General features: G+C 51.2%; 9 protein-coding genes, 1 tRNA gene and 2 pseudogenes. 2 read left to right on the plus strand and 10 right to left on the minus strand.

Annotated features, from left to right (window positions below; all coding sequences use genetic code 11):
• The 8 genes and pseudogenes from AMM41_RS16450 to AMM41_RS16480 all read right to left on the minus strand — a co-directional run.
• A pseudogene (locus AMM41_RS16450) lies at positions 1–460 on the minus strand (IS21 family transposase); the annotation flags it as partial.
• Positions 461–565: 105 nt separating this feature from the next.
• On the minus strand, positions 566–2,254 hold the full coding sequence (locus AMM41_RS16455) for an IS1634 family transposase (RefSeq protein WP_089961530.1): 1,689 nt from the start codon (positions 2,252–2,254) through the stop codon (positions 566–568).
• Between the two features lie 149 nt (positions 2,255–2,403).
• Positions 2,404–2,634: pseudogene (locus AMM41_RS22295) on the minus strand (IS5/IS1182 family transposase); the annotation flags it as partial.
• A 271-nt stretch (positions 2,635–2,905) separates the two neighbouring features.
• On the minus strand, positions 2,906–6,052 hold the full coding sequence (locus tag AMM41_RS16460) for a UvrD-helicase domain-containing protein (RefSeq protein WP_089961533.1): 3,147 nt from the start codon (positions 6,050–6,052) through the stop codon (positions 2,906–2,908).
• A 19-nt stretch (positions 6,053–6,071) separates the two neighbouring features.
• Positions 6,072–9,413 carry a DEAD/DEAH box helicase gene (locus AMM41_RS16465; protein ID WP_089961536.1) on the minus strand — a complete coding sequence of 1,114 codons (3,342 nt, stop codon included), beginning with the start codon at positions 9,411–9,413 and terminating at the stop codon, positions 6,072–6,074.
• Complete coding sequence (locus tag AMM41_RS16470; RefSeq protein WP_228769323.1) at positions 9,413–12,880, minus strand: site-specific DNA-methyltransferase; 3,468 nt, start codon at positions 12,878–12,880, stop codon at positions 9,413–9,415. The genes AMM41_RS16465 and AMM41_RS16470 overlap by 1 nt, the downstream gene beginning before the upstream one ends.
• Positions 12,865–15,780 carry an SNF2-related protein gene (locus AMM41_RS16475; protein ID WP_089961541.1) on the minus strand — a complete coding sequence of 972 codons (2,916 nt, stop codon included), beginning with the start codon at positions 15,778–15,780 and terminating at the stop codon, positions 12,865–12,867. Before AMM41_RS16475 ends, AMM41_RS16470 begins: the two co-directional genes overlap by 16 nt.
• A gap of 24 nt (positions 15,781–15,804) precedes the next feature.
• Positions 15,805–17,040 (minus strand): hypothetical protein, encoded by a 1,236-nt coding sequence (locus AMM41_RS16480; protein WP_228769324.1) that lies wholly within the window; start codon positions 17,038–17,040, stop codon positions 15,805–15,807.
• A 250-nt stretch (positions 17,041–17,290) separates the two neighbouring features.
• Here AMM41_RS16480 and AMM41_RS16485 point away from each other — a divergent pair, with 250 nt between their 5' ends.
• On the plus strand, positions 17,291–18,610 hold the full coding sequence (locus AMM41_RS16485) for a vWA domain-containing protein (RefSeq protein ID WP_089961549.1): 1,320 nt from the start codon (positions 17,291–17,293) through the stop codon (positions 18,608–18,610).
• Between the two features lie 271 nt (positions 18,611–18,881).
• Positions 18,882–19,025 (plus strand): hypothetical protein, encoded by a 144-nt coding sequence (locus AMM41_RS21985; protein WP_194944833.1) that lies wholly within the window; start codon positions 18,882–18,884, stop codon positions 19,023–19,025.
• A 1-nt stretch (position 19,026) separates the two neighbouring features.
• Here AMM41_RS21985 and AMM41_RS16490 read toward each other — a convergent pair.
• A tRNA-His gene (locus tag AMM41_RS16490) sits at positions 19,027–19,102 on the minus strand.
• Between the two features lie 54 nt (positions 19,103–19,156).
• Entirely contained in the window at positions 19,157–21,073 is a 1,917-nt protein-coding gene (locus AMM41_RS16495) for a SurA N-terminal domain-containing protein (protein ID WP_089961552.1), read from the minus strand.
• Positions 21,074–21,123: the final 50 nt, after the last annotated feature.

A 21,123-nucleotide genomic window follows, 5' to 3' on the forward strand; every position in this document is an offset into this window, starting at 1 on the left:
TCTCCTCGCCGGGCAAAAAGGACAGGCGATCAAACTGCTCGGGCGTCTTCTTGCGCAAGGCGCGCACAAAGCGTTTGACGGAGTTGTAGGCCCCTGAATAGCCGTGGGCATCGACCAGGTCTTGGAAGATGGCGGTGGCGTTGCGGCGAAGGCGAAGTTGGGCCTCAATGAAGACGCGGTGGACTTCGCACAGGCTGGAGGAAGTGGAAACGAGAGCCGGTGGCCAGGGTGGGGGAATTTGAGGGGTCACGGCCTCAGAGCCGGTGGTCACCCCGGGGGAGTTTGAAGGATCAAGCAGCCAGCGGGTGTGGTAGCTGCGAATGGTTTTGCGGTCGATGCCGGTGATGCGGGCAATCTCGCGCTGGGGCGTGTTGCGCTGCAGCAGCGTGATCACCGTGGCGCGTTGGTTGGGTTTCAAGACATTCACTCCTTGGCCTTCCTTCGAGGAAGGCCAGAACATGCGTCCTGCCAACAGGTGCCGACGGTGTCGGCGTTGAGACCCCCCGAGTTCGACACGAAACGCGCTAAGTGCTTGATTTCATTAGAAACCACTTCAAAGTTTCCACTACAACAGACTCAATTGCGCATCCGGCACGGGCTTTCTGATGTTCATCGCCGCCAGCAAGTCGGCCTGCTCGCGGTGGATATTGGAGATGCCTGAAACCGGCACCCCCTGGTTGATGGCAACGCTTTGGCGTTGAATTTTTCTCAATTGCGCCAATGCGCTTTCGGGCGAGGCGCTATGGCCCGCCGCCTTCAGACGCTGACGCATCACGCGGTACAGAATCAAGGCCATGAAGCATATGCTGGCGTGTTCGCGGATGCGCTCAGGCAGTCGGTGATAGACCGGCGCGATCTCAATCTCGGACTTGAGCACCCTAAAACCCCGCTCAATGTCGGCCAGGCTCTTATAACGCTGCACGATCTGGGCAGGTTCAAGGTCCGCCACGTTGGTCACTAGCAGCAACTTGCCGTCCATCATCTGGGCGCGGGCCAATGCCTTGGCGTCAATGTCGTACGCGAACAAATCGGACTTGAGGTCGACCTTGATGATTTTGGACAAATGGGCCTCGGCCACCTCTTGAAAGAAACGTGCTTTGGCCCCCGAGTCGCTGAGCTTGCGTCCGCGCTTTTTTTGCCCGGCGTCTTGTCCATCGAGTTTGTTGGCCAAGTCTCTGGCCCGGGCTTCTAACGCCGCAATGCGCGCTGTACGTTTGTCTGTTTGTTCCTGAGCCCGTTGCGGGTTGTGAGCCACCACCAAACGCAGTCCTTCCCAAGAGGTTTCGGCCACCGTCTCGCCCTCGGGCTCAGCGGCGGCGTGCAAGGGCTGCAGCAACTCGGCAAACTCCCCGTAGCGGCGACCCGGCACTGCCAAGATGAACTCCAACGGTTGCCCATCGGGCAGACTGATGGCGCTCAGATCGGCCAGGTTGTCGACAGACAGCAAGCCCCGGTCAGCCACCATCACCAAGCGGCGGATGTGCGGGTAACGCGCCAGCACCTTGCGCACCGTTGGCAAAAGGGTGGGCGCTTCTGACGTGTTGCCGTCAAATACCTCGTGGTAGATCGGCATGCCGTCGGCCGTTTGAACCACACCCAGCATGAACTGGCGGGCCACCGTGCCTTCTTTGGACATGCCAAAGTGCCGCACATCGCCGTCTTGAACACTGTGGCCTGCCGCGCGGATGGTGGTCAGGTCGTAGAAGACAACGGAGAGCGCGTCATCGATCAAGGGACGCAGCAGGTGGGCCACGCAGTCGTCAACCGCCTGCTGATGGTCCATGAGCGCATCCATACTGCGCAGCAAGTGCTGATGTGTGATCTTGGCCGGATCCACCCCGGGCATGGAGACGGTTTGCAGCCAGCGCAGAGTGCCCAGTTTGGAGTCGGCATCGCACAGGCGGTTGAAGACCATGACGCGAATGGATTGCTCGACCGCGATGGAAAAGCGGGCACGGCGGAAAACACCAGCCAGGCAGTCAAAGCCAATCTCGCGCCAGAGTTGGTCCAAAGCCCAGACATCGCCAAGAGACAGGGCCGACTCGAACTGCACCTGCGGGGTGGCGGTATCAACGGACCCATGGCCACGGGCCTTGAGAAGCGTTTGCAGCATCTTGTCGATCTGCCCGTTGTTCTCGTCGATACGGCCGAGGGTGAGCAAGTTGCGCTGGCGAGGCTGACCGTTGGCGTCGCGGTAGGACTCTACGATTTGAGCGTAGGTGTGACCACGGGCGCGAGCGAGTTTGATGAACATGGTGCAAGTGTAGCAAATGGAGCGAAAGGGGGAACTACACCAACTAACAAATGTTTACACTACAAGAAAATCCAAGAAACCACGGCTAAGTGATTGATTCATATGGAGGCCACCCCTCGAAATGAGCGAAAAACAGGGGGGAAGTGTCGAACTCGGGGGCGTCCGGCTTTGGAGACGCCAGCACCGGCAATCACTTCGGTTGCTCCAAACAAGTCCGAGTCTTCGATCTTCTTGCCAGCGCGCACTTGGCGGGCAAAGTGGTGGGCCAGAGAAGCTTCGATTTCTTGTCAAGGAATGCGGTTGGCCAAAACGGCCAGTGGATGACGCAGATCGATCATTTGATCGAAGCGGTTGCGAAAGAAATCGGCGGTGATGGACATATGTGCCTCAAGAACTCCCAGAAAACAGGCTCAATTGAATGTCAGCATGGGAGTTTTGAGAATTGGGAATGACCCTGAAAGCCAGCATTCATGCGGGTTTCAGGGGTTTCTCAGGGACGACTCGGTAAATATGGCAGCCGCTTTAACCGGAAAGCATCAACAACCCATTTGACGCTGGAAACACCTTTAACCAAGACAACCCGAACAATCCTTATGGCAATTGACTAACAATCTTTGGGCATTAAATGAACAGAGACTGTCTAGCGTTTCGTTACATGTATTTAGTGAACGAGCGTTCAATGTACTTATGCCCTTGACTCACCGCGATTGAACTTGGGCCGCACAAAATCGTTTGACGAAAAGCATCAATCCGCTCTTTAGAGAAATTACTACCTGTTTTACCTTTATTCTGAGTAATCGTGGTTGATAGCCGCAATTTGCACTCATCAACTCCTGACTTAGTCAAAAGATAAATCGACGAATTAGCCTTATGGATACGCATCCACCCCCGCTCTACCCAAAACCTAATCGGAGGTGTGTTCAGCAAAAACTGGAGTACATCTGAAGACATAGCTTTGCCAACAGCCAATTCATTCACATCAGTAACATCCTGCGCAATCAGAAGGCAAGCGATCATGTAAGCAGCATGGGTTCTGGTTGAATAGTCTGAAATTTTGGGCGGGCGAAATAACTTCAAAATCGTCTTTGATTGATTTTCAGTTGAGGAGATGCTCGTCGGCAAGTCACTACTTACCAACAGTGCTTCCTTGGAGGATGAATTTAGTGCCGGTAAAATTCTTAGGCTATTTTGTATAAAGCTGCTGAATCTCAAATTAAGTTCCTCCCAAACCTCGGAACTAATAACTGAAATCGAATTTTGTTTGTTCTGCATTGCAGTCATGAATTGACTGAAAGTGCGCCATTCAAGTTGTTTGCGTCTGCCACTAGTACGCCCTTCAGTCCGTTCACGTCCAGTGACACGCTGCAAAATAGCATCCTGTGCTGGAATCGAGAGCCCAATTGCATCTCTCAATTTCAGAAAATCCTTACCTTCAACGTTCCATCTAAACAGATCACCAATTTTTTCAAGCGCAGCATCAGGTATCTCGACTGAACGCAAATCTTTTGGCACGAGACCATAGTCGCTCCAGATACCGAGATTAAATTTAGCAAGTGATTCCTTCAAAAAGGAGGAAAAGTCACCGGAATAACTGACCACGAGCTCGGTCTTTGCTCGTGTCAAGGCGACGTACAACTTACTCAAATCTCTGAACCACTCCTCCTCTGGTAACTGAGGATGGGGCACAACACCAGCAGAGCAATTAAGAATAAGCATCAGATCAAATTCAAACCCTTTTGTCTGCTCAAGATCTGATAAAAACAAATGGCCAGATGAAATATCGGATGTGTCAGATAAAACAGGCAAATCGAGGCTTAAGGCCAACTCTTCGACTGAATTTTGAGTAAATCCACAAAGGGCAACACATGCTTTCTTCGCTTCGCTTTTTGGCAGTACCTCATCAACATAGGCCAATGCCAGTGCCAACTCTTCCTTTAATGAATCCGCTCGCAACAAAGCAGGGCTGGGCGAACTGAAATTTGCGTACTCTGGAGGAAGAATTTCAATATCAACAGTCCCCGAAGGAATTCTTTCAAAGGACTTTGTCAGTACGTCCTGTGCAGCAGATAAAATTTGACTGCTATTACGATAGTTTTGCTTAAGATTGATGCTATTTCTTGGGGGAATAACAATTCCCACTGATTTGAAGTCAGCATGTTTTGTTTGAACTGATTGAGCAGCATCCCCGCATAGGAACAAATCATCTTGACCACTGAACGTCAACTTTCGAATAATTTCGAGCTCAAGGGTACCAAGATCTTGCACCTCATCAACCAATGTGTGATGAAACTTCGGAGCGATTGAGTGTATGTGCTTGTACAGAGCGGTCACTATACCGAGATCATCGACAGCACCGACAGCGGCCATCTTTTGCTCCCAGCCGACCAATCCATCAAGAACGGAAACTCGGTATTGCTCTATCAATGGAATAACTCGACCAGTACGTTCCATTTTTAGGTACTGCACTCGTTTTCCAAGCGGGAAAGCACTACGTACGTAATCAAGTTCTTGACGAATGTAATCTTGGGCGCTGATGCCCCGAACAGCCAGTGTTTTGATCAGATCCAACATGACGTCAGCAGATCGATTATTGGCTTCACAGTAGAAGTATTCACGCCATATTTCATCAATATGTTCAGATGCTGCGAATTGATTCTTGACTGTTGTTCGACGTGAGTAATAGTCCTCTTTACCTGGCTCAAGTTGCGCAAGATGTTCTGCGCAAAGTTGAAAAATTGATTTGATTTGGATGTTGGCAGGACTTAAGTCACCACATTGCGCGACAACGAGATCGTTGATGAGTTTTGCTAGTGCGTCATTTAAAGTAATGATGAGTACTGACTTGTTTGGTTCAGCACGAGCCAGCCGAATGGCACGATGAACAACAACACACGTCTTTCCAGAACCAGAAACACCTGCGAGCCTTGCAGGACCATCAAAACTTCGATCAACGATGCTCCTTTGAGCCGGATGTAAATACAACATCCATTGCTTGAAATTTGCTGTACGAACGAAGTGCTGAAACAGCACAGGATCAACGTCCTGAACCATGACAATACTGTCGCTGGAGACAACATCCACCAGCGAATTTTCAGAAATATCCGATAAGAGTTTCGCAGCACCTGAAAATTGATCAATCCTGTTTTTTGCTTTGACTTTATCGCTTGCACGCAACATCAACAAGACATCTAAAAGTGCATTAGTTTGCTCACCTTCTGACATTCGCATCATGGATTGCAGGATTTCGTCTTCGCTTGTGATTGCCTCTATAGACTGAATTACTGCAATCATCTCCGCTGATAACCCAGCAAGCAAAATAGCACAATCAGCTTCATCTAATTGATTAATGATTGGACCGTTGCTTTGAAGATCAATAGACGAATCTATAACGCCCACATCATCATTTTTGGTATCTGAAACATAAACAGGCGCAAGCAGAGTTTTCTTACCGTCTGAGCGACCGATGATGTCTAGCCCACGGTTCTTATCCAGCCATGAATCAACGGAAGTGTGATCACCTATGTAAAGGAAAACACAAATGTTTTTGCTGTAGGCCGTGACCAATCTGGCGAAACCTGTGAGATCAAATTTTCGACAATTATTGATTCGGTTTTCACCATGGTTGGTTAAAGGTATACCTTCAAATACCTCATCAAAAGAAATCCCATCCTTCTGCGACCTCTCCCATGCCTTCAATGCAGTATCTGCAGCACGTTTTCCTGGCCCTCCATTCTGAGCTAAAGCACGCAACGATGGCAAGAAATCCGTATGCATCGCGAATTCTGTGGCTTTTTTCATATTCAAACCAAGGCTATCTTTATTGCGTAACCAAGCGCATCAAGTTGTCGATGAAGTCGGGATTCCCTGTCGCACTCAAGTCCAACATGAAGTAAACATGGCTATCCACCCAATCTTGTTTGGTCAACCCTCGATCTCTAACACTTGAAAAATTGGTTGGAGTCACGATCGCGCTCTCCAATCGCAAATCTTTATCCCCTAAGCGTTTTTCAATATCTTTGATTGTTTTATGAAATTTCACCTTAGGGTGTTTGGGGCCTTCATGCGAGATGCCATGTGGCTCAATAAACAAAACAACTTGCTTTGATCCGTTGACAGCCCAAAGAATGAAGTCAGGATAAAAATTTCCGGCTTCAAAAAATCCTATCCCACTGCCTTTAGATTTGTTTCTCAACAAATAAATGGTCGTATTCTCATTTTCGAGCCTAGCTTCTTCGCGGTCTAGCCATCCCATAAGAGCACTGACAAAACCTGTTTCACTTTCATTCAATGCCACTGGAGAAACGCTGACGGGAGTGCCGCGCTTAGCTGATAGCAGCGGCTGATAGAGATGGTTTCCAAGAATGCACGCCTTCAACTGTCCGACATCCAAGAGCAATCGTTTGGCCTTTGACTTTTGCGCAGTTATTACATCAATTTGTAATTTTTTTATATCTGCAATCAGCTGAGTCTCGCTGGCATCCACTGTCAGCGTATATGACTCACCAAGCTGGGGAAGATTTTCATGGGAGGCATCTAGGTCAGCGACACGAAGCCTTGGTCGAATGAACTCGTCACGCTTGTAATCGAAAAAGCGGCTGCAATACTTCTTGAGAAGCTCCAACGCCAGCTGATTCCAAACGGTCACATTGCTATATTTTTGCAGCGACATCAGCTCAGCGGGAACCAACAAGCTGTACCAACTGGTGTCCAACATTAACCCAGTCAAGCTTTCAGGCCGAATGATCAAGCTGTATTGGTTCTCACGGGCCTTGTACTTTTCCAGCTCAAAATAAAGGCGGTCCTTATCGATGAACGCCACATGCTGCGCTGAAAAGACCGCTTGATTCTTTTCATTAACAGCACCGGCCTGTTTGCCAACCTCAGGGGCAGCAATGGCCGTGATTTTGGGGTACCAATCCACCTCAATTCGGTTGCGCGTTAAGTACTCGGGCACCTCCCCCAGGAGAGGCATCACGCCGTCGCGGTTAAAGCTGTATTCGCGCCCTTCGCCGTCCTTGAGTTTAGGCCGAACGATCTTGAGCTTGTGACCAAAGTCATGTGTCACATTCATGGGAATCGTGAAAACCACTTTACTGTCATTGGTAGGAAGGCCTTCGTCCAGCAAAAACTGGCGAAACTTCTCCATGAAGTCGGCCTGCACTCCAAACACATTCAGAGTCTCAATCAGGTTGATGTATTGCGGTGCACCCATAGGCCGTGCATGGCTCGAACGCTTGAGGCTCCACTCCCACCCCTTAAGACGCACGCCACGACCAAAAAGCTGAATGATTTGCGAACCCTCAGTCCGCCCTACTCGCATCAGCCCCAGGGTGCTGACACGCCAGCAATCCCACCCTTCAACGAATTTTTTAGCACCCATCAGCAGATTGATAGGCGAGCTTGACTCCTTCACGCTGTTGAACTGCGCGGCAAGGAAATCACTGTCCCCGACCAACATCGGCGGCAAGACGTCAGACTTTTGCAATGACTCCAAATGTTTGGATAGGCCGAGTGCATCACCCACATTGATCAAACCAAAGTGCTGACTAGCCTCTCCAGCCAGCAACACCAATTCACCACTGTCACCCTTTAAGCGCTGCACTTGCAGCAAACCGCCCGCTGAGTTGTTGAACAGCTTGGCCAAGATGTCTGAATGGACGGTTTCAACCGTTTTGCCCGACTGCATCTGTTGCAGCAAGTACAAAAACGCCCCGTGAAAAATATCCACGTTGTTGCTGACCAGGCCCGTCTCGTCGCCCTTTTTCGTCAACAAAGATTGAACCGCATTTTTAGCCCTGTCTGGATCTGCCAGAAACCGAGCCAAAAAGCTCAAAACCTGCACCACGTCTGAGGCAGTTTCATCCACCTCTTCAACGACTTTGCCTTTGACTTTTTTGCTGGCAACGGCCTTGCTGACACTGCCGCCCACAAACACCCAAAGTGGCTTTTCCAGGTTGAACTCTGCGTATTGAGCCTTGCGCTCTTCATACAGTGCAAGCTGTTGGTAAAACGTCAGCAAGCAACCCGTCAGGTACAAAAACTCCACGTCCTCTTGGGACTTTGGAATATTGAAAATCCGGTAATCCTTGCCGTAGCCATCTTCGTAAAAGTATTTGTACGAGTAATCAAACAGCACCGCCTTGGCATAGGCCTGCTCAATCCTAGAGCTTGCAGCAGCTGTGACGGCCTCGCGGAAGGTTGCCGAATACTCAAACGCAAAGCCCTGCTCGGTCAGCATGGAGCGTTGCTTGTACCAGCCATCCTCTTCGGCCTTACCCATCCCCCGGTGGCCTTCGTCCACCAGAATTAGGTTTTGCATGCCTAGGTTACGGGTGGAAATGGATGTAGGACCATCCTTGTCACCCAGCTTGGTGATCTCTATATAGTCAATGCGGGTCAAATGCCCACTTTGGCTGGCAAACATATCGTTGTTGTCCAGCACCAAGCGGCCCACTTCAATGCCACTTTGTCGCATCTCGTGCTCGTGTTGCTGACTCAAGCTCTCGTTAGGGGTAATGAGGATGGTGCGCGTCACCACATCGGCCTGACCCGCTTCTTTGGCGTAATGGGCAAACTGACGGTAGTTCACATGCATGAGCAGCGTTTTGCCCGACCCAGTGGCGTTTTGCAAACACAGTTTGTTCAACTCGTCTTCGGTGTAGGCCTCAATCCCAGTCGCGTGCGGCATGGCCTGCGAGGCCCAGTGCGCATTGAAGCGGCTGACATAACCATTCAAACTGGACAATAAATTGTTCCGATGGTTGAAGTACTGGTCCAGATAAATTTCTGTGAATAACAGAGACAACCATTGGTAATACTTCCACTCAATCGGTCTTTCCCGCCCCTCGTTGAGCCATTGGGTATGCGCCACGATGTTTTGGTCGTAAGCAAGCAAACGATCAGGATGCAGCGATGCCTGCGGTAACCAACCCAACTGCAATTGCTTGGAATAAAAGTGAAGGTTGTCAGTATCCAGGCCCTCGCGGCAATCGCGCAAAGTCTTGGTTAGCGCATACATGGGGCGCACGGGACGTCCATTGTGCTGATGCTGCTGCAATGGGTCGATGCCAAACAACGAGATCAACCATTGGTTGAGCACCAGTTTTTGTGAGAAAGGCAAAACTGGGATTGACCGTGCGATTCTTGAACGTGTAGCCATCAGATCGCCTCTTGCGACCACATGGCCGCGTGAAAGGCCTCTTCAATCAGACGCACTTTGTTCTGTTCAGCTTCCACCAATGGGTTGGGCAGCGTGTGGCTGCCATTCACATATATCACATCGTAGGTGTTTTCACGCGGTGAGATTTGCAGCTTTTCCACCAGGAACTTTTGCAAAGCAGCGTTGTCTTGCTCGGGGTTGTCGGTCAGCTTGCGCCAAACAATGAGCGTTTTTTGGCGCGAGCTGTCATCACCCGGTACCTTGAGCGTATAGCCCTCCACCAAGCGGAACCAGAACGGACCTTGATCATCCGGCTTGAGGCGCTTGCACAACAGGCGAGTGTTCTGATCCTTGGGCAAATCTTTGTCGACCTCTCGTTCAAACTCAGCAATGAAGGTTTGCGGGGCAGCCAAATGCTCCACCCAGAGACCAATCAGCCAGTTAAAGGTCTCAATCAAGTCAACACGCTGCTGTGCCAAGGTATCGCTGCCAGGCCTTTTGATCTTCATGGCGTAGTTGGTAGGGTCGGCAAAGGCTTGCACATTTAACAAGCTGGGGCTGCCTTGTGTCTCAACATCCAACCAATAGTTCAGCATATATGCAGAACGAAGCTCAGGACTTACATCCAAGGCGCGGTCACGGGCCGCATCATCAGACACAATCAAATTGTTGAGTGCATCCTCATAGCTTTCAAGTCGAAGGTATTTAATGCAATAACCAATACCATTCCGATCAACTGGTAAGCCATCCCTCCATTCCTTTGAGTAAACGGCCTTTTTCAAACGCGGCAGCAACAACCCATCAAAATAAGCATTTTGCTCAATCAAAATAAATTTATTTAATATTGATTGTCGACTTAATTCAATTGAAGCATGCCCCGTAGTTCCAGTTCCAGCAAAAAAATCCAACACACAAGAATCATCAACCTTAAATGCCTTCAAAAATCTTGCAGACAACTCCACATCTTTTGGATTGGCAAAAGTTTTTTCACCAAACATGGCATTTAGTGCTTTGCTTGCCACACGCCCATCTCGATACTTGATACTAGTTAAACTCTGATTTTCGGTATTTTTTAAATAAGTTTTATTATTAGGAACTGTGGTCTCATCCTTTCCAAAATGAACCAAGTCATCTTTAATTCTTTCAAGAATTGTCGCTTCTGGGTATCGCCAGCCGCTGGCAGGAGCCTTTACAGCCTTTTTGGTTTTTGGGTGAATTAATTCATAAACGTACTGCCCGTGATTAGGTCCGGAAATATTATCTGGAAAATACACACCGCGCCCATCCATCCAGGAATAGTGTTTACTATCAATAATCGGATTTGATTCGGGGAACTGACGATACCAAGCCAGCGCATCTTTATGTATGGCACCCCAATCATCACCGTGCTTTGCACGAAAGCCATCGAATGCAGCGTAAATCTCAGAAAGCCCCTCTTTTCTTTCTGTCCATTCACCTTTATTAATTTTTTTCGACTTGACAGCTGAAATTAAATACTCATGCTGCATTGAAACATAGGATTGATCATTTTTGCTTGAATTTTTCCAGACAATATCACCAGCTCTATTTTCCTCACCAAAAACTATTGAAAGCAATAAAGACGCAATCACATGTTCGTTTTCATCTATATAGTGAGAAGCCAAGCCGTCACTTGACAAAAGCTGCCTCCCGAGCATCAGACGATCAAACATCATACTGGCCCAACTCGAATGTTTGTAAGCATCCTTATATGGAAAGCCGTCCCCCGAGGTGTTGTAGGGAGGATCTGAATAAATGCACTTTATCGAAGAAGCATATTTATTTTGAAGGAAATTTAATCCTTGAAAGTTCTCTGAGTGAATGAGCACTCCGTCACAAGCCTGATCAACATTTTTTAACTCACTCAGTAAAGCAACTTTTTGGATATCAGGGAGAAACGCGGTATCAACGATCAAATACGGATTCGCTTTAATAAAATCCGCTGTCAATGGCTGACTGTAGCCAATAGTTGCGGTGTCGCCAACTATCTGATCAATTGCAAAAAGTTTGACCCACTCCTCACGTTGTGCCTCATTTGCCGCAATCTCCGGGTAGAACTTCTCTGGAATTCGATCCAACGTGATGCAGTAATTAACTTCGGTCACAAATTTCTTTTTCTGCCAAAGCTTTTTCTGAAAGTCTTCAAGCTGGGCTAGGAATGAAATAAGCTGATGAGCAATGCGGCGTAACACCTTGACCTTACCCAGGTACTGCTCCACCTTGGGTGCATCGGCGTTTTCAATGTCATCCAGCCGCATAACTTCGTTCTTGATGTAGAAGTCCAGCTCACGGCGTAAGAAGCCACCTAGGTCCTTGTGGATGAAGTAATCCATGGTGTTGCGGGCGGTGTACAAGCTGATGTACTTGGCCAGCAAGGGGCGCTTGGTTTGCTTGTCGGTAGGGGCCAACAGATTGAGCAGGCGCATGTAGTCCGCAGCTTGGCCTTCTGGCAACTGGGCCATGGCTTGCAAGAACACGTCGGCCATCCAGTGGGCGGGCATGTGCTCTTTGTTGATACTTCCAAACTTGGCTTTGATCTCGACTTCGTCAAAGGGATAGGCTTCTGGCAGTACCTTGTATTCAAAGTTCAGCACTAGGCTGCCATCCGCATCCAGCTCAGCAGGCTTGCTGAGCAGCGGGATAAATTCACGCTTTTGGTCACCACTGGCTTTGATGTTGCCGTGCTCACCCTCTTGTGCCTCGACAATGCGCAAATGCACCTTCATGGCTTTTTGTTCGCCCGCGGCGGTGGCGAGTACCTCAAAATCAAAGCCACCGTCTTGACCGTTGGCTTTGGCACCTTCCATGAGCTTTTTGAATGCTTCAATCAGGTCAAAGGTGTAGTGGCTGAAGTTTTCGCCGCTCTTGATGTAATACTGGTCTTTGTTGGCCCAGTGCAAATACACCTCACGTCCGTCGTAGGGCACGCTGTAGGGTGCGGCCCGTGTGTCGCTTTCACGGGCGTAGTAACGGCGACTCAAAAAATCGCCGTTGTCGTAATAGCGCTCAAAGAAACGGTACAGGTGGTCGTAAATTTCCGCATCAGCGCTCAACGACTCCTTGGCGGCCTGTGCATTCGCCATATCCTCAAGGTACTTTTTGCCTGCAGGCAATGCCGCAAAGGTGGGGTTGAGCTCTCCGTTGGCGTCCAAGGCAGTGTCGCCCAGGCTTTCAAACAACTTGGCTTTGGCTTGTGCAAATAGCTGATCGGCATTGGCGCTGTCACGAGCACCAAATGCTGTCTCAATTTCCTTGAGCAAATCGTTTTCCAGAAAATGGGTGATCTGCACGCTCTTGGCGTGCATGATTTTGTAAAGCCCAAAGTCGAGCTCAGGTTGATCAAGTTGGAAAAGGTCCTTCAAAAGGCCTTTGAGACGGACGAGTTGTTTGTTGTTTGTCGTTGCCATGTCTTGTTGCGGGTTGTTTTGCAGGTTCAGATAACCTGCCATGCAATGGTGAAAAGTGGTTCAGATGATGCCGAATGCGCCATTCGCCTAGTCAACTCTTCAATGAGCTGATCACGCTTGTCGTGGATCTCGTCTTCCACTTGAAAGATTTCTTGCCTCTGCTTGCGTTGCTGGCGCTCTAGCTTAGCTATTCGCTCTTGAATGACCTGTTGCTCATCCAACGTTGGGGCTTGTCTCGCCTCGCGTTGGGCCACCTTGATTTGCTCTTTGGTGTTTTTCAGGGACTGTTCAGCCCCTTGCACCATGTCTTCGGCCCAGCGGTCCAGCTTGTCGCGGGCTTCGGCAAAGTGCTTGTTATTTGATTCCAATGCATAAGCCATGGTGGCATCGGCATGACGCTTTGCTTCAGCTTGCAGGCGATGTCCAAAGACACCTGTTAGCTGTTCTAAATTCGAATCTAGGCTGGCTGAGACATCCATGAGCTTCTCACAGGTTTCCTGTTCAAGACTCTTACCTTGATCGGTCATTGCTGAAAACAGCAAATATTCCTGCTTTTCAAAGCTGTTTACCGTGAGTTTTTGCAAGGTCAGCACGCCTGATTGGCCGCGCAGTTGATCAACCACGGTAATGCGGGCTTCGTTTTTTTGCGTGTCAAACACAAGCCTTTGCACGGGAGTTTCGGCCTGTTTGGCAGTGTGCACTACCCACTCACCCAATGGGTGAGACAAACGGTAGGTATGGCCATCCAGACTCGGGTCATTGACTGCCAGTGAGTTTGGGTCAGTAGGTTGGTTGCGCGAAATCAGGTGATAACGGCCTGTGGGCACGTCAGCAGGCAATTCTGCTGGGCGCGGCGGCTTGATGTCGAAATGCAAGCGCTCATTGTCAAACCAGACTTGCTCCCGAAGAATATGACGTGACAAGTCCCAAAAACGACGGCTGAAGCGGTCCAGATGCGTCCGTGTGTCTTGCAGCTGAATGCGCAATCGGTCGTGCACATCGGCGTCAAAGTTTTCCATCAACTGACGTCGGGTGTCTTGCATACGAACCTGAATGGAGGCATCCATTTCAGCCCTCAAGGCGTTAAAGGCTGTGTCGATTTGCTCTGGTGTGCGGCAGGTTTGATAAATCTCCAGAATCCGCCGTTCAAAGTTCACCCCCGACTCGATGGTGCCCAGCACTTCATCTGAAGCACCAAACACACCGTTAAAAAGGTTGAACTTATCGGCCAACAACTCCAGCACGCGCTGGTCAGCATGGTTTCGCTCGTTGAAGAAATTGATGACCACCACATCGTGCTTTTGTCCATAACGATGGCAGCGGCCAATGCGCTGCTCCACCCTCTGGGGATTCCAAGGCAGGTCATAGTTGATCACCAAGGAGCAGAACTGCATATTCACACCCTCAGCTGCGGCTTCGGTGGCGATCAAGATGTCGGCTTCGTCGCGGAAGTGCTCGATCAGTGCGGTGCGAATATCAATGTCGCGTGAACCGGTGATACGCACTGAAACTTGATTCGCACTCACCCACCGCTCGTAAATGCCGGTGGCTTCCGGACTGTTGTTGGTGCCGCTGAACAGCACCACTTTGCCTGCATGGCCGTTTTGCTCCAGAAAGCGTTTGAGGTATTCCTGGGTGCGTTTGGATTCTGTGAAGATCAGCGCTTTGCGTTGAGCGCCTGTGCTGGCCATGGCGTTAAAACCAACGTCCAGAGCTTGGATCAATGCCTTCGTTTTGGTGTCTGTCCCAATGCCTTGTGCCCAGGCAACGAGGCGATCAAGCTCACCGATTTCCTCGTTCAAACGTTTACGGTCCAGCTTGGCCGGATCTGTCGGTTCGGCCTGCTCTTCTTTGCCTTCATTCAAAATTTCATCAAGCAGGTCTTCTTCAATCTCTTCGTCTTCAATCAGCAAATCGACCCAGTCGTCTTGTGCCTGGATTTTCTCTTCGCGCAGAGCCTCCAGACGAAGTTTCATCACTGACAAGGTGCCTGCGATGGCCAAAGAACTGGACGCCAACAGCTTACGCAATATCAGCTCGGTCAAGTGCCTCTGGCGGCGCGGTATGGCGTAGCTGTCATCCCGAAGCAGGTAAGCGGTAACCGCCTCATAAAGCTTGTGTTCATCATCGGTAGACCGAAATTTCTGCGTATGTGGCTTGCGCTCGGTGTAGTTGATGTATTCAGTTACGTCTTTGCGGAGCGTGCGTTTGCAAAAGCTGGCCAACCGGTTACGCAAGCCTTGCAAGTCACCACCTGCTCCCGTGAACTGGCTGCGGAAAGCATTCACATCCCCAAAGATGTTTTCATCGATGAGGGTGGAAAGACCGTACAACTCCAGAATAGAGTTTTGCAAAGGCGTAGCCGTCAACAGCAGCTTGCGGCTGTCCCCTGTGGCCCATCGGATGGCTTGCCCGATCTTGTTGCTTTCACGGTAGGCGTTGCGCAGTTTGTGCGCTTCGTCAATGACTACCAAATCCCAAGCCATCGATCGCACTTCTTCTTTAATGCGGGTGGCGTAGGCATAAGACACGATGACCACGGCTTTTTGGCGGAGCGGAGCCATGCCTTGCCGTTGTGCTTCGCGCCAGGTTTTGGAATCCAGCACCACGGCGGGAAGGTTGAACTTTTCCTCCAGCTCCTGTGCCCATTGCTTGCGCAGTGAGGCCGGGCATATCACCAGTAGTTGCCGTTTACGCTCGGCCCAGTACTGGCACAGCACGATGCCCGCCTCAATCGTCTTACCCAAACCCACCTCGTCCGCCAACAATACGCCCTTGGACAAAGGCGAGCGCAAGGCAAAAACCGCGGCCTCAATCTGGTGAGGGTTTAAGTCAACACTGGCATTGAAAAGGGCCTGCCCCAAACGATCAATACCGCCGCCAGAGTGCTGCAGCGTGAGGTCGTGCGCAATGTATTTGGCTTGGTGCGGGGTGATTTGCATGCTGTCGGAGTGGTCAGTTCATGGCTAATTGGTGGGATCGATCAGATCGTACTCAGAAAAAGGTGATTTTTTCGCTAACTCAAGGCTAAAAAGGGCTTCCGTGCTCGTTTTGCGTCCCTCATGTAAGGGCTGCAAATACCCCTTCTTGGAATAAACCCCCTCCTCCGTCGCCCTGGCATCCCAAAAATGGCCATCGGACACGAAGTCAAGCCAAGGGCCGGGCTTTACCTTCAGTCGGTCAAAGTCGTTGGCTTTCAGGGCTCGCTGTGCCTGATGCACATCGTCAAACTTCAGTGCATCGACAACGGCACTGCGGTTACTGACGTTGGCCCTTTTGAAACCACTGTGCCGCAGCGTCATGCCCTTATCGTGAAAGAAGTACACCGTGGCTTCTCCGTTGGCCTGGGGCTCGATCAAGGCCCAGTTGTGCGACATCATTCCCAGCACTTTGACCCACCAATCTCTGTTGCTGACCTGAAACAGGGGTATGTCCATTGTGTCCTCATCCAGCAATTGCGGCACTTCAGGTGGGTAGCGGCGGGCTTGCCATGCCCGGGCGAATTCAATGTCGCCGTCATTCCGGTTGGGCGCGAAGATGAAGGGTTGGTCATCTTGCCGTTCGATCGCCTGCATGATTTGCTCGGCTTGGGCTTCAGCCTCGTCGCTGAAATCGTGGTCCAAAACGGCGGCGGCGGCTTCGAATTGCCCCAGTTCACGCAGCATTTCGGCCTTGATGAGGATGTCGTCATCCTCTTCTGTATCCCGCCGCATCAAAAGCGACTGAAGGTTTTGCGCTTCTGTAGCCGAAAGATGTCGGGGTGAGTCCATCCGCTCGTCGTTGACACGGTGCCAGGCATACAGACGCAAAGGCTCTTCGTTCTCAGCCATTTTGTGGCTCTGGACATAGTCCAAACACTGCGTGTGCGTTGCCAGCTCGTAGCGGGGGACATCCTTGTATTGCTGAGCCAAGGCTTCTTGAGCCTTTTTGCTGGCCACCTCTTCAGGCTTCGGCTCTCCCAAAAAGCCCCAACCTGGAAAGTAGTCCCTGAACTCAATGGCGTGCTTTACACCCAGCATGCAAAAAGGCACTTGGCAGTGGGGGCAGACAACCAAAGGCGGCGTCTGCGGCAATATGCGGGCCTTCATCTGGCCGTCCGAACGGTATTGCGCGCCGAGGGTATTGCCCGAAGCCAGCGTCCTGCGCGAAAACAAGCCGTCGCATGAACCGCAGCGGTAAAGTCGTATGGGGCCAGATAGCATGCCGAATCCTTTTATGACTTATAGATCTTATGCATCTGGGGGCTCTTGCCATGAGCCTCATGACCTGTTCATGAATACAGTTCTGCAGCAGGCTTATTTATCCCACCAGTTTTGATGGAGTAATGCTTCATCCCGCAAATCTCACCATCGTGGACTCACAGGTACTGGGTAATTCAACAGCTAAGCAAGCTCTTGCCCTGAGCCTCGCCCACCGCACCATCATGGCCCTCACCAACCCAAGGAGCCAGTAATGACCCAACCGACGATTGTTTTTTCTCCGCTTCAAGCGGGTGTGCCTGCAGCAGGCGGTGCGCTGGAGGTGCTGGTTCGGGTGCAAGCGCCAGACCGGCCTGAGAATCTGGCGGCAACTCATTTGCCCAAACGCCTGGCTTTGGTGGTGGACCGCTCGGGCAGCATGAACGGCCAACCGCTGCAAGAGGCTCTGCGCTGCGTGACGCACATTGCCAGCCACCTGACGCCGCAAGACGCTATGGCGTTGGTGGTGTACGACGACAAGGTGGACACGCTGCTGCCTTTGCAGCCCATGCGTTCGGCCGATGCGGTGGCCAAGGCGATAGCCGGTGTGCAAGCAGGGGGCATGACCGACCTGCATGGCGGCTGGCTGGCCGGCGCCCAGCAACTGGAAGGCGGCACAGACCAGACGGTTTCGCGGGTGATTTTGTTGTCCGATGGACAGGCCAACCACGGCGAGACCGATTTGTCGGTGATCGAGGCGCAGTGCCGCGAGTGGCTGGGCCGGGACGTGAGTACCACCACGGTGGGTTTGGGGCGCAGTTTCAATGAAGATTTGATGATCGGCATGGCCCGTGCAGGCGGCGGGCAAAACTATTACGGCCAGACGGCCGCCGACCTGTACGACAGTTTTGACGAAGAACTGGCTTTGCTGCAGGCCATGTACCTGCGGCAAGTCGAGCTCAAACTGTTGCCCGCGCCGGGGGTGATTGTGGAGATGATCAGCCCTGCCCAGCAGCTGACCGATGGCAGTTGGCGCATGACCGATCTGGCTTGGAGTGCCGAGGCTTGGGTGGCGGTGCGCCTGCACTTGAGCCCCAGCTCTGCAGATACGACCTGGGACGTGTTGGCCGCCAGCGTGAGCGGCACCGCACTGGATGGCAACCAGATGCAGGTCCATGCGCCTGTCCTGCAACTACCGGTACTGGATGCAGCCGCGTTGCAAGCCATGCCACGCAACGAGACGACCTACACCCGGCTGGAAGAGCTGGCCTTTGCCAAAGCATCTGAGCACTTGCGCCAATTGGCCAAAGATGGCGACCGCATCGCCACGCACAGGGCATTGGATGTGCTGGAAAAGCGCTTTGGGCACCACCCCTGGCTCAACGCCAAGATTGAGCAACTGCGTCAGTTGGCTGACCAAGATTCCGAAATGATGGCCAAAGAGGTGCGCTACTCCATGATGCGCATGTCACGTCGCTTGGCCTGCAAAGAAGAGATGGCCTTTGAAAGCGATGAGACCCACATCAGCGAGTCGGTCATGCCGTCTTTCTTGCGCAAGAAGGTCAGCGAGGGCAAGGGGAAAAAACAGGACTGAGCAGGTTTAGTCATCCAGAGCCCGTGGTCATGTTGGATTTGCCAATCACGGTAAATGGACGTCCCGGGCTCCATCTCATTTACTTAGTCATTTTTCGACACACCTGTCATTGAGAGAGACTTTGACGCTTGCCAAATGAAAAAGTTGGAGGGGCTCCGGCAGACCTGATCGGCGAGTTCAGTAGGGCAGCGATGCAGACAATGGATAACAGCGGATAAGCCTGTGGCGCGTTTTTGAACTCCAGAATTAAAATTTCAGGAACAGGACAAGAATGAAAGTGGCCATCGTCAGTGCCTGTGAAAAGCACCCGGAAATTGGCGTCATGCTTGCCACAAAAAGATCAAACGAAGTCGCTTGCAAGAGCCAGAAACAAAAAAGCCCACTCGGTGAGGAGTGGGCTAAATTGTTGGTTTAACTGGGGTGGCTGATGGGGCTCGAACCCACGACAACAGGAATCACAATCCTGGACTCTACCAACTGAGCTACAGCCACCGTAGAGCGATATTATAGCCTCTAGTTCTTCAAAAAAATGACCTTGCGAAAGTTTTATGAGCCTGTTGATGATTTGGGCTGGGGAACAAGAATCTCAGCCTTGAACTGTGCACGCAAATAGACCAAATAGGCATTGGCTTCGGCGTTTGCCAAAAGGCGAGCAAACTGCTGACGACTTTGATCTTGCTGCTGTGCATTCAATGGTTCTCTTGGGACCAACTTGTTCATGCGAACCAAAGCAAAACCTTGCATGCCCAAATCCACACCCAAGAACGAGGGCACATTCGCGGGGTCTGCACGCAAAGCGGCGTCAATCAATGCTTGTGGCTGGCCTTGCGTTTGATCACGGGAAACGATCAATGGTGCGCCAAGTTGCGCAAGATCAGGTTTGCTCTTCCACTCCAGCAATTTGGCCTGCCCTTCGGCCTTGGCCAATTTCAGAGCCTCTTCCTGGATGTATTGAACACGCACCTCATCTTTGACTTCAGCAAAAGGCCTCAAGGCTGCGGGGCGGTGGTTGATGATTCGCGCTGAAACCAAGGTGTTGCTGCCCACCTCCATGGCAGCCGTGTTTCGACGCTTGCTCACGGAATCCTCAGCAAACACGGCCTCCAACAATTTTGGATTGGCCAAAATGCCCTGGGAAGCAGGTGACGGTGAACGGGTCAGGTCCTTGGCCGTTTGGATGCTCAGCTTGAGCTTTTCAGCCACGGGCTTGAACGTATCGGCTTGCTCGTAAACACTGTTGCTGAAGGTCTCGGCGAACTCTGCAAACTGGCGTTTGGCTTGTTGCTTGCGCAGATCAGCTTCAAGCTGGGGGCGCATCGCCTCAAGGCTGGGGGCAGCAGCAGCTTTGATGTCGGTGAGCAAAATGATGTGGTAGCCGAACTCAGACTCAACAACCGAGCTGATGTCGCCTTTTTTCAAAGAAAAAGCGGCATCTTCAAAGGCTTTGACCATGGCCCCTTTGGCAAAAAAGTCGAGGTCTCCCCCTTTGCTGGCGGAGCCCGTGTCTTGAGAGTTTTTCCGGGCAAATTCGGCAAAGTTTTTGGGGTCTTTGCGCAAATCAGACAGCAATGCCTCAGCTTTTAACTTGGCCTTCTCGCGATCCGCAGCAGGCGCATCCTTGGCTGCGTTGATCAGAATGTGGCTCGCACGACGCTGCTCTTGACCTGCAAGCCGTTGCAGGTTTTGGTCGTAGTAAGTTTTGATGTCTTGCTCGGGCAGGGTGATGCTTTTTTCGAGCGCTGCGGCATCCAAAACCAGAAACTCGATGTCCGCGGACTCCTTGGAACGGAATCGATCCGATTGGGCCTGATAAAACTTTTCAAGCTCAGGTTCGGTCACTTGGACCTTGCTTGAAAAAGTTGCTGGCTCGAAACGTTGGATTTGGATTTCGCGACGCTGCAAAAATGCTTGCAAAGCCCCTTCGCTTTGTCGCTGAGAGGACATCACAGAACTTTGCAGCGAAGAAAGAACTTGTTTTTGTGACAAGTCGCGCCGAACTTGAGCCTCTAGCATTTCTGGCGTCATGCCTTGACTCGCAGCCAACTGGCGATATTTATCCATATCGAGTTTGCCGTCTGCACCACGCAAACCCGCGATGGACGGGTCTTGCTGCAAATAATTGGCCAAGCGCTGATTGCTCGTGACCAACAATTGCTTATCTGAGGCCAATGCAATCACGCGGTCATTGACCAAGCGCTCAAGAGTTGCATATCGGGCGTCGTCAGAGCCCAAGAGTTTGGCATCCAAATTGGGCACAGACGCACGAATGCGATCCACTTCGCGCTGGTGTGCCGCATCCCACTCGACTTGTGTGATTTTCTGGCCATCGACCTTGGCGACAACCGCGCCTTTTTCCTCAAATTGCTGATAGCCATCCACACCAAATAAAACGAAAGAAGGAATGATCAACAAAAACAACAGCCCCATCAGGATTTTTGAGTTGTTGCGGATGGTGTCAAACATGATCTAGGTCTCGGGTTATCAACAAAAAAGGCGAACATTGAGTTCGCCTT

Source organism: Limnohabitans sp. 2KL-3 (assembly GCF_001269405.1).
Lineage (GTDB): Bacteria > Pseudomonadota > Gammaproteobacteria > Burkholderiales > Burkholderiaceae_C > Limnohabitans_A.

Coding starts and splice junctions, on each gene's coding strand:
- AMM41_RS16480 (WP_228769324.1), bottom strand. CDS start 17,040: ATGCTATCTGGCCCCATACGACTTTACCGCTGCGGTTCATGCGACGGC.
- AMM41_RS21985 (WP_194944833.1), top strand. CDS start 18,882: ATGAAAGTGGCCATCGTCAGTGCCTGTGAAAAGCACCCGGAAATTGGC.
- AMM41_RS16465 (WP_089961536.1), bottom strand. CDS start 9,413: ATGGCTACACGTTCAAGAATCGCACGGTCAATCCCAGTTTTGCCTTTC.
- AMM41_RS16470 (WP_228769323.1), bottom strand. CDS start 12,880: ATGGCAGGTTATCTGAACCTGCAAAACAACCCGCAACAAGACATGGCA.
- AMM41_RS16485 (WP_089961549.1), top strand. CDS start 17,291: ATGACCCAACCGACGATTGTTTTTTCTCCGCTTCAAGCGGGTGTGCCT.
- AMM41_RS16455 (WP_089961530.1), bottom strand. CDS start 2,254: ATGTTCATCAAACTCGCTCGCGCCCGTGGTCACACCTACGCTCAAATC.
- AMM41_RS16460 (WP_089961533.1), bottom strand. CDS start 6,052: ATGAAAAAAGCCACAGAATTCGCGATGCATACGGATTTCTTGCCATCG.
- AMM41_RS16495 (WP_089961552.1), bottom strand. CDS start 21,073: ATGTTTGACACCATCCGCAACAACTCAAAAATCCTGATGGGGCTGTTG.
- AMM41_RS16475 (WP_089961541.1), bottom strand. CDS start 15,780: ATGCAAATCACCCCGCACCAAGCCAAATACATTGCGCACGACCTCACG.